Origin of the sequence: Anabaena sp. 54 (assembly GCF_017355725.1) — a bacterium.
In the GTDB taxonomy this organism is placed as follows: domain Bacteria; phylum Cyanobacteriota; class Cyanobacteriia; order Cyanobacteriales; family Nostocaceae; genus Dolichospermum; species Dolichospermum heterosporum.
Genome location: NZ_JAAVWA010000060.1, coordinates 1 through 9,949 on the forward strand (window position 1 = coordinate 1; position 9,949 = coordinate 9,949).

Annotated in this window: 8 protein-coding genes; 3 read left to right on the forward strand and 5 right to left on the reverse strand. The window is 38.6% G+C overall.

What is annotated here, in order from left to right; genetic code table 11:
* Positions 1–270: 270 nt before the first annotated feature.
* Complete coding sequence (gene lipA / locus HEQ36_RS25630; protein ID WP_053540589.1) at positions 271–1,167, reverse strand: lipoyl synthase; 897 nt, start codon at positions 1,165–1,167, stop codon at positions 271–273.
* Positions 1,168–2,063: 896 nt separating this feature from the next.
* On the opposite strand from lipA, the gene HEQ36_RS25635 reads away from it, so the two are divergent.
* Positions 2,064–2,636 carry a PleD family two-component system response regulator gene (locus HEQ36_RS25635; protein WP_053540590.1) on the forward strand — a complete coding sequence of 191 codons (573 nt, stop codon included), beginning with the start codon at positions 2,064–2,066 and terminating at the stop codon, positions 2,634–2,636.
* Positions 2,637–3,373: 737 nt separating this feature from the next.
* Here the strand turns inward: HEQ36_RS25635 and HEQ36_RS25640 are convergent.
* The gene (locus HEQ36_RS25640) at positions 3,374–4,489 is read right to left on the reverse strand and encodes an IS1634 family transposase (protein WP_290708713.1); all 1,116 of its coding nucleotides are present in this window, start codon (positions 4,487–4,489) and stop codon (positions 3,374–3,376) included.
* A 139-nt stretch (positions 4,490–4,628) separates the two neighbouring features.
* Positions 4,629–5,717 (reverse strand): ISH3 family transposase, encoded by a 1,089-nt coding sequence (locus HEQ36_RS25645; RefSeq protein WP_325064634.1) that lies wholly within the window; start codon positions 5,715–5,717, stop codon positions 4,629–4,631.
* Positions 5,718–5,819: 102 nt separating this feature from the next.
* On the opposite strand from HEQ36_RS25645, the gene HEQ36_RS25650 reads away from it, so the two are divergent.
* Entirely contained in the window at positions 5,820–6,074 is a 255-nt protein-coding gene (locus tag HEQ36_RS25650) for a hypothetical protein (RefSeq protein ID WP_290708715.1), read from the forward strand.
* A 208-nt stretch (positions 6,075–6,282) separates the two neighbouring features.
* On the opposite strand, the gene HEQ36_RS25655 is transcribed toward HEQ36_RS25650, so the two are convergent.
* Both HEQ36_RS25655 and HEQ36_RS25660 read right to left on the reverse strand, forming a co-directional pair.
* Positions 6,283–7,845: an NAD(P)H-quinone oxidoreductase subunit N gene (locus HEQ36_RS25655; RefSeq protein ID WP_053540592.1), complete on the reverse strand. Its 1,563-nt coding sequence runs from the start codon at positions 7,843–7,845 to the stop codon at positions 6,283–6,285.
* Positions 7,846–8,079: 234 nt separating this feature from the next.
* Positions 8,080–8,706: a Uma2 family endonuclease gene (locus HEQ36_RS25660; protein WP_168636139.1), complete on the reverse strand. Its 627-nt coding sequence runs from the start codon at positions 8,704–8,706 to the stop codon at positions 8,080–8,082.
* A gap of 379 nt (positions 8,707–9,085) precedes the next feature.
* Here HEQ36_RS25660 and HEQ36_RS25665 point away from each other — a divergent pair, with 379 nt between their 5' ends.
* The gene (locus HEQ36_RS25665; RefSeq protein ID WP_168636140.1) at positions 9,086–9,841 is read left to right on the forward strand and encodes a hypothetical protein; all 756 of its coding nucleotides are present in this window, start codon (positions 9,086–9,088) and stop codon (positions 9,839–9,841) included.
* The last annotated feature ends 108 nt before the right edge of the window (positions 9,842–9,949 follow it).

A 9,949-nucleotide genomic window follows, 5' to 3' on the forward strand; every position in this document is an offset into this window, starting at 1 on the left:
TATGAAATTCTTTTTTTGACAAAATAACCTGCTGGGAAAAATATTTTGAGTATATTTACTCATGCTGAATGTGGGTTGTAAGGTTGGTTAGTTGTCAGTTGTCCGTTGTCAGTTGTCCCTTGTCCGTTGTCATCAGTAAAATTCCTCTCCCCGCTCCCCTACTCCCCCTACTCCCCCTGCCCCCCTACTCCCCCTACTCCCCCTACTCCCCCTACTCCCCCTACTCCCCCTACTCCCCCTACTCCCCCTACTCCCCCCGCTCCCCCGCCCCTACTCCTCCCCAGCGTGATAGGAACTGCGAACCAGGGGACCGGAACGGACGTGATTAAATCCCATTTCCTTGGCTATATTGCCCAGTTCTGTAAATTCCGCTGGAGTCCAATATTTTTTAACAGGTAGATGGTCTAAAGAAGGACGCATATATTGACCAATGGTGAGGCGATCGCATTTTACAGATCGCAAATCCGCCATTGTCTCAATTAATTCCTCCATAGTTTCTCCATGTCCCACCATGACACCTGACTTCGTAGGAAGCTGATCATTCAACTCCTTAACCGTCGCTAATACAGCCAACGAACGGTCATATTTTGCCCCTCGGCGCACAGTTGGAGTTAACCTACGGACTGTTTCGACATTATGGTTAAAACAAGCCGGTTGAGCCTGAATAATCATCGCTAAACTGTGACATTGGACTGCCACACCCCCACCACCCCAAAAATCCGATGTCAGCACCTCAATTTGAGTATCGGGATTCATCTGGCGAATAGTCTCCATTGTCCTCACAAAATGACCAGCCCCCCCATCAGCCAAGTCATCACGGGCGACAGAAGTTAATACCACATACCGCAACCCTAAAAGCCGTACTGATTCTGCCACCTTTTGGGGTTCTTCCTCATCCAACGCCATTGGCGCATGACCCTTATCTACCTGACAAAAAGCACAAGCGCGGGTACAAGTTGGACCCATTAATAAAAAAGTCGCCGTTTTTTGGGCGTAGCATTCACCCCGATTCGGACAACGCCCTTCTTCACAAATTGTGTGAATCTGTCGCTGCTTAATGATACGTTGGACAGTAGAGATTTCACTGGCTTTGCCGATGGGACGACGCAACCAGCTAGGCATAGTCATAATTTCTGACTTGATATCAACTTGTTGTGGAGAATTCATAAGAATACCCGGTAAGTGGGAAACGAGCGTGGCTTTAGCCCTGAGAGGGAAACGGCACGAGCAGTTCGACAAGTGTTACAGTGAGCTTGCCGAACTGCTCACTGACCACGGTTTTAACCGCCTTGAATATTTTTTCATTACCGCCTTGGAGTTGGGAAATTCGGGGTACTTTTGTAATGCACTTTCAACGGGACAATTACCGATTCAAAATTCTCAACTCTGTACGCATAATGTTTTGCTCACTCATAGCCTCTCATTTCTGGGGTAATGTTAGCTAGATGCCTCCGGCACGCTGGCGCGAACGACCAGTTATAAGAGCTTTTTAGACTTGCAACACTATTTCAGTGACCTTAAAACTGTTTAATTGCAAATGACAGAGCAGGGAACTAGCTATGCCTGACGGCACGCTGGCGCGAACGCATTCGGTGGGTGTCGTGACTCAAATAACGGCTACCCTTCGACTCCCTTCGACTTCGCTCAGGGCAAGCCGCTCAGGGTGGTCTGGTCAGCACGGCTTGCTTGATTACTCTTGCAAGCCCAGTCCCTTTAGGGCTGGGTTACTGACATAACGATTTGTTAATTAGGCAAAAAGTAAGAGCGCGTAATGACTATTTACATAGAGGTACTGTAATTCCAGATATACCCCAAACTGAGAAGTTAGACTAATAAATCTTTCACTACACAGGATATTAGTTGTGTGTAGTCTACCTACACAACTATGATACAAATTGATCAAAACATCAGTGAAAGTTTCCTACAACTCCTGTGATTTCGGAAATTTATGTCAGAAAATACTCCCCCCCAATCTACATAAATTTTGGATATAGTGAGAGAATTCTTAAAAGCACTCGGCAACCAGCCATCTAAACATAAAATTTTTAGTAGAGTAATCAGTTGTGGCAAGTAACAAAATTTTAGTTATTGACGACACTACCGTTGTCAGGGTAAAAGTACGAGAAATGTTACCACCAGGTAATTTTGAGGTGATAGAAGCCAAGGATGGGTTAGAAGGATACAACCTCATCCTCAAGGAAAAAGTCAGCTTGATCATGCTAGATTTTTTGTTGCCAAAAATGAGTGGTTGGGAAGTTTTCCAGAAAATCCAGGCTCAACCAGAATTGCGGAAAATTCCTTTGGTAATCATGTCAGGACGCAAGGAAGAGGTAACGGAAAAATTTGTAGAACCATTTGAATATTTTGAATTTTTAGGCAAACCTTTTGATCAAAAGCAACTCGTTGGCGCTATCAAGTCAGCAATGCTGAAGTCGAAAAAGGAGCGTCTAGACTTAAATATACCCCCAGTGAATCCTGCAAATAAACAGCCTGCCCCAGTTGCTATAAATGCCGTAGATTCATCTGCTGAGATCAAATTACTAAATGATAAAATTATCAAGATGCAAGGAGAAATTGATAACTTGAAGAAACAGCTTAATCAAGTTGTGACTTTTATTAAACAGAAAATTAAGTAATTTTTTCTTTGGTAATGCCAAATTAAAATGAAACTACATAGGGTTTGCTGAAAAAGTTGTCTGTGAGGGCTAGAAGTTCAGGAGTATGGCTAACGCCACGCTTCGCTATCAGGAGGATTTAGAAGAAGTTAGAAGTAATATCAAGTCTGGAAAATTGAACGATTTTTGATGCTATGATCACACTTTCCTTGCACCTCATTTATCTTTCATACAGATGAAACTCTTCATGCGTCTGGGTTATAGGTTTATTCAGCAAGCCCTACATAGAATAAGATTTCAAAAATTATTAAGGAATGTGGATTAAATAACTTACAATTCTAAATGTTGTTGTGGTTTAGCAGTATAGTTCCACTGTGGCAAAAAATCATCAAAGAAAATCTCCATTGTTTCTTTAAAACCCTCAGCAACTTTCTTACCCCACATTCCGCACCCTTGACTGTCACAAACGGTGATTACGGAGGTAAATTGATGAAAAATGAGTAAAAGAATACATTTATCTATAAAAAAACAAATTTTAGATAGGAAAATTGATTCAGATACATTCTCAATAAGAAGCAATAAAGAATGAGGGTGGTTTCTGGCAGAAAATATAATATAATTTTATTGTTAGTCTATCAAGACTTAATCATAACTTATATCCTTCTAGAAATAAACTTAAAAACAGCATTAAAACTTAAACTCATTAATAAAATCAATGAGTCAAATTGTATAATTAAACTATTAATAATGTTGATAAATCAACTTATATATCTGTAGTAATTACGGCAAGCTTCTGGGAGGAATAGGAGAATGTACTTCATTTCTGATGTCAAATTATAAAATTCTCTTTTTCCTTGAAAAGTCACAAGATGAACTGATTGAAAACATTGAAATATCCACCGCATAGTTGGATTGTTTATGGCCTTTCCTAATTGATTTTTTACAGTATAGTTTAAAGATTTTAAAGCTGCTCTAATTTCTCTTTGTGCTAGAGTATAAACTAGCAAACATAACCCCATTATCATTGCCAATGCTTCTATTCTTTCTGGGCTTTTTAGAAAAATACTATCTGCTAAAAATAAAGGATTTTTGAGAAAACTAAATCCCCTTTCACAGGATTGCTGCGCTTTATATTCAGACAGCATTTTATCTTTACTCAGTTCCTTTTCTGATAAAACATTGGTGGCAATTATAAACCTTCCTGCACTTGACATTTCTTGCTCAATAGTATCTTTATTTTCAACAACTGTTGCTAAGATTTGATAGTATTTTGATTGATTTTCTTCTTTGATTTTAGGACTTTTTTCGATAACTTCAATATTTTCTACTTGATGATATTTAAATTCTTTACTTATTTTTGTTAATTCCTTTCTAGCATCAGCCGCACAAGCAAATTTTTCTTGCGATAGGTTTTTTAACTTACTTTGAGTATTAGTCAAAGCTTTTTCTATTCTCTTTGATAATTTCTTTAAGTCAGATTTTTTTCTATCTTGACTTTGTACGATTAACCATCTTTGCTCTATATCTCCATAAGTTATTTTCTTCTCGGCATAAGAATATCCTGCTTTTTCACTTTTAACAAATTCCGATTCTGCTAAACTCATCACTAAGTTTTTTGCTGATTTTATCGTTAAGGGTACTCTGGTTAACCATTTGAGACTCGACATTAACTTGATATTTGATTCTGTATATAATGCGCTATCTGCTACTATCAAACTATCAACTTGTATTCTTTTCTGATATTCAACTGCGATTTCTCCAAATTTTTTAGAATCAACTTCATTCCCTGATACTGCTTTTATATATATTGGTATATCTCCATCTCCTGAACATACTAATTGTGTAATAACAGTAAACCAAAAAGTTTTTCCCAAAAAGCGATTCCTATAAAACACTGATGCTATCATCAAACAATCAGTAATATAAAATACTTTTTAATTCCCAGTGTTCTAACCAGTAGATATCATATAGATAACAATTACTTATGATTGGCTGGGTAATAATTTCTTGACGCTAACCGGATGGAATATAAATGCTTTCAACGACTTGATATTTCCTCTGTAGGGCTTGAGATAAAAAAGCTAACATCTGTTTGAGTGTGAAAAGTGTGCGATAAATTAATCGACTACCCTTCCTTTTACGGCTGATTTTGAGCCATAGTAGATTCACCCAGATATTAACTAGAAGAAAGGATATTCCAATGAATAGTAATCTCAAAACTGGATTTTTGTTATTCGTCTTAATTCGACAAATATTTTTCAGACGATAACTAGTTTCAATGCCAAATCTTTTTCGATAATCTTGATAGATATAATTTAAATTTGTTTTGACCTTATAAGCAAGATAAACAAAGTATTGAACTCCATGCTTTTTATGCTTTCCCTTTCTATATTTACAGACAATCCATAAATCAAATGTGACGAAATCATCTTTGTCTCTTGTAATGGTATAGGTAGTTTTATAACTTTTTTTACCCTTGAGAAATTGTTTGATTCCTCCTTTTTTTCCAGTCTTGATAGCAGGCATAAGAAAGGGGATATCTAATGCCTGTAACCATCTAATTACAGGAGTATTAAAAAATCCTCTATCCAAGTAGAGTTTTTTTACATTTATTTTGAGGGGTTCAAGTTCTGCTAATAAATAAGTAATTAAAGCCACACTAGTATCTAATTGGCGAACACCTCTTATTGCCAGAGTTACACGCTTATTATTACTAATAACGTATAAAGTGGCATAGGCGTAAAATGAATTAGTACCAGATTTAGCTTCACTTCGATATATGTAGGGTAATTCTGACGGTGTTGGTTTACCATAATAACAAATTAAATTTAAATCAATCGCTATTTTTAAACACCCCTTTTTTAATCCTAAAGGAATTCGACTTTTTAATGCTTGATTTATTTGCGCTTCTAATTCCTCAAAATTATTAATTTTATTGAGATGATATCTAATATCATTAGCTGTCGGAATATTTTTTAACAATTTAGCTGTGTTTTCAATACTGTCTCCAGTGCTGGCTGCTTTAACCAGAATCTCGAATAAAGTTTGTTGGTCACAGGCTCCTTGCGTTTCAATCGAAAAATTTTCTACTAAACACTGAATAACCTGCGTCTTGGGTTTCTGAGTCGGTTAAAACGAGTTCTTCTGTAGATTCGCCCTGCGTGGCTTTTGTTAGAGATGAAACAGTCAATTTTTTCAACCAATATGCTACACACTACATTCATCATTTCATATTTTGACCCAGTGCAAATTACTATAACTATTTCTTATGTATTTAGTATTTTATATCACATAAATGTCTATCGTATTTTGTTGTTGATGCCTGCTTCGTCTGTAGCAATAGCGTTAGCATTCCGTAAAAATCGCTCTTTGGGAAAAACTTTTTGGTTTACTGATTACAATCACCTCAGAATCAAAATTTTGTACTTAGTCGTTTTATTGACTATATATCTGCTTTAATAGTAATTATTCCTATTTAGCCTCAATAAATTTTAATCACCCCTCACAGGTATTAGTTCTTATGTACTAAATATATTGCTTTCCTTGGGGTGTGACACTTGGGGGTGCGGAATGTGGTATTATTGCTGTTTAATAATAAAAATGGGTAATTGAATATTGAAGACTAGCTTCATTACCAATTACCCATTACCAATTATTTAGGAATAACTTACAATTCCTGTAACTCCTTATTTGTAATAACACTAGCTTGTGTACTAGCAACTTTTGCTGCTTGCAACATGGGAGTGTTAGTAACAGAATTATTAGCTAAAGTAAACAAGGGATTGGATAAGATTCCAGAAATGGTAGTAGCTATTAAAGTTACTATCAAACCTACTTGTAAAGGTCTCAGTCCTGGTAAATCCCAACGCACTTGGGGATAATTCTTCACCACGTCGGACATTTCTTGGGGTTCTTTGACTACCATCATCTTAACTACGCGAATGTAGTAATAGATAGAAACCACACTGGTAACTAAACCGAGTAAAACTAACCAGTAAAGACCAGCTTGCCAACCTGCCCAAAATAAGTAAATCTTCCCGAAAAAGCCGGCTAGTGGGGGAATACCACCCAATGATAAGAGAGAAATACTCAAACCCAGTGTTAAAAGTGGGTCTTTTTGATACAAACCAGAGTATTCAGAAATTTGATCTGTTCCTGTTCGCAAAGAGAACAATACTACGCAACTAAAGCCGCACAGGTTCATAAACAGGTACACCAGTAGATAGAAAATCATACTGGAATAGCCGGCATCAGTTCCCGCAATTAAGCCAATCATCACAAACCCAGCTTGGGCAATGGATGAGTAAGCTAACATCCGTTTCATGCTAGTTTGGGCTAGGGCGACAACGTTACCCAGTACCATACTTAGCACCGCAAGGGCGGTGAAAACAAATCTCCACTCATCTGCCACGATAGGGAAAACGGTGGTCAAGAGACGGATAGCTAGGGCAAGTCCTGCGGCTTTAGAACCAACGGATAAAAAGGCGATAACTGGAGTTGGTGCGCCTTCATAAACGTCCGGTGTCCATTGGTGGAAGGGTGCAGCGGAGATTTTGAAACCAATACCCGCAATCACGAAAACCAGAGCAATTACTAAACCCAGGGATTGACCAACATTCGCTGTAGCGATACCTTGAGCGATCGCACTTAGTTCTGTTTGTCCACCGGATAACCCATACAGCAGGGAGACACCATACAAAAATACCGCTGTACTGGAAGCACCAATTAACAGGTATTTCAACGCTGCTTCATTGGAACGGGGGTCACGTTTTGTATAACCTGTCAACAAATAAGAGGAAATACTCAGGGCTTCTAGGGAGATGAAAATCATCACCAACTCATTAGCACCGGATAAAAACATTCCTCCCAAAGTCGCAGTCATCAAAATGGCAATAAATTCGGCTAAAGGCGTACCACTTTGTTCGACGTAGCGAATTGACATCAATATTGTTGACATTGCTGACAGGGCGATAATCCCCCGAAAGACAATACTCAGGTCGTCACCATTAAAGCTACCAGTAAAGGCAATGGGGTTAGTAGTATCCCATTGGAAGTATAGAGCAATAATCGCGGCTGTTAAACCAGCGATCGCTAGATATGCAATCCAGCGAGCAGATGTCCGTCCCAAAATCAAATCAACAATCAAAACCCCCAAGAGGGTAATCATGACGATTCCCTCTGGTAAAATCGTTCCAGCATTTAACTGGGATGCAAAATTAGCAAAATCCATGAGATATATAGGTTTTAGCGATTAAACATTAGAGATAACACAAGTTTATTCTATCCATACTTCTTGACTAAAATTGCATTGATCTTTCTATCTTTAACAGTTGGAAATTCGTATATTTAATTTTAGCTATCGGTAAATGTACCGCAATAACTCAAAATAAACAGTCGAGTACATAACTGAACTGTTCAGCGTGGGGCGATTTTCGGGAAAGAGTAAGCATGGCTTAAAAGCACTTTATCTGCCAGCCTTTAAAACTTGTTCGGCTGTCAGTTTGAAATTTGGGAATGTCAGCGAAGTAATGGGTTGATTGCCTCGAATCTGCTGAATTTCATACTCTCCTTTGACTAAGGTACAAATAGAAAGAGTAGGTTGTTTCGGTTTCCCAATATGTCGAGTCACACCTAGACCCGCATAATCCGCAATCCAATATTCAGGAATACCTAAAATTGCGTAGTCTTCGACTTTACGCGCATAATCGTTTTGCCAGTTGCTACTAACTACTTCCATCACAAATTTAATCGAACTGCCCAGCGTGAGGATTGATTGGTCATTCCAAAGTAGTTCTTTCGCAAGTTCATTGCGGTCAACAACCATAACATCAGGTCGAAATGCTGTCATACCCAAGTTGGAAGGACGTAGCAATCCTCGCTGAAGGACAAACCAATTTAAACCTATTGCATCAATTTGGGCGCAGATTTTTGTGGTGGTAAAAGCTGAAACTTCTTCATGGTAGCCTGTTGGTTCCAAATCAAACACCTCTCCATCAATCAATTCGTAGCGGTTACTGTCACCATAACGGACGATAAAATCGCCAAAACTGAGTAACTGCTGTTGTATTGGTATTTCGGTTGCAATGGTCATAGGTCAACTTAGCCCCATCAATATCACCACTCTAGCATTTTCGCTAAATCCATCCACTCCGAATTAAAAAGCGATCGCTATTCCTGTGAGTCGTAAGTTTTAGGCGATCGCCATATACAGTTTCATGGTTTTCTTATTTCCGATTCTTTCTGATTCTATTTTTAACGTAATGTGCAACCAAGCGATCGCGTTGATATATGTAAATAAAAATATTTCTTTGTATCTTTTTACTTTAAATGTATGAATATTATCTAAAAGTCTCTACCTAATCTACTTATTTAGATGATTAGACTTATAGTGACATTGGGTAAACATAGTTCTGTCGCAGTGCGGATTGGCTGCGCGTTAAAAATACTGTAGGTAGAATGAAATCTCAAATATGACACGTCAAGATAACTTTACTAGCCGAATCAAAATCAAATTAGCAGAAAGAGCGGCGTATATGTGCAGCAATCCTGCCTGTATGCGTATCACGGTCGGACCTTGCGACGCTGACCCAAACGAATCTACCAAAACTGGTAAGGCGGCTCATATCTGCGCTGCTTCACCAAATGGTCCTCGATACGATTCATACCAATCTCCAAGCGATCGGAAAAGTATCAAGAATGCATTATGGTTATGTGGTTCGTGCGCTGACTTGATTGACAAGAATAATGGGCAGGATTACTCGGTTTCTCAATTACAGAAATGGAAGCGAGACCATGAGAACTTGATGAAGTCGTTGGTTGAATCTGGTTTCAACCCACTCAGAAAATTATCACCATTAGGTATTCAAGTCTCGGTTGCTGAAAGACTGGTTAAACTGCTGGAAAGCAAAGGTGTACTTTTCGTGCCATATTCGCAGGAAGACCAAGATCATGTTGTGCGTTCTCTCTCAGATTTACGGGATGCCCTGCTTAAGCTCAGAGAAGAGGTGCAATACGATTCACCTCTTGACTTGCGTATCAAGGCGATGATTGATGCTTGCCGTTATTATATGAACCACAACAAAGGCTTTGTGACTATGAGCCAGTTGGAGGAATCTTTGGGTGAACTCAGAAAGGTATTCGGCATCCACCTGAAACAGATGAAGGAGCAATATAACTTGAATATTGGAAGTCCTTTATCATCCATCTTCCCCCAGCCGGAAATATGACGTATCAACCGTTACAGTGTGATCGCCGATCTTGTAGCGACTGTCTTGATTGTCAAGCGATCGTTAAGGAAAAATTTAAAGTCTAGGAAAAAAGTCAGAAAATAGAGG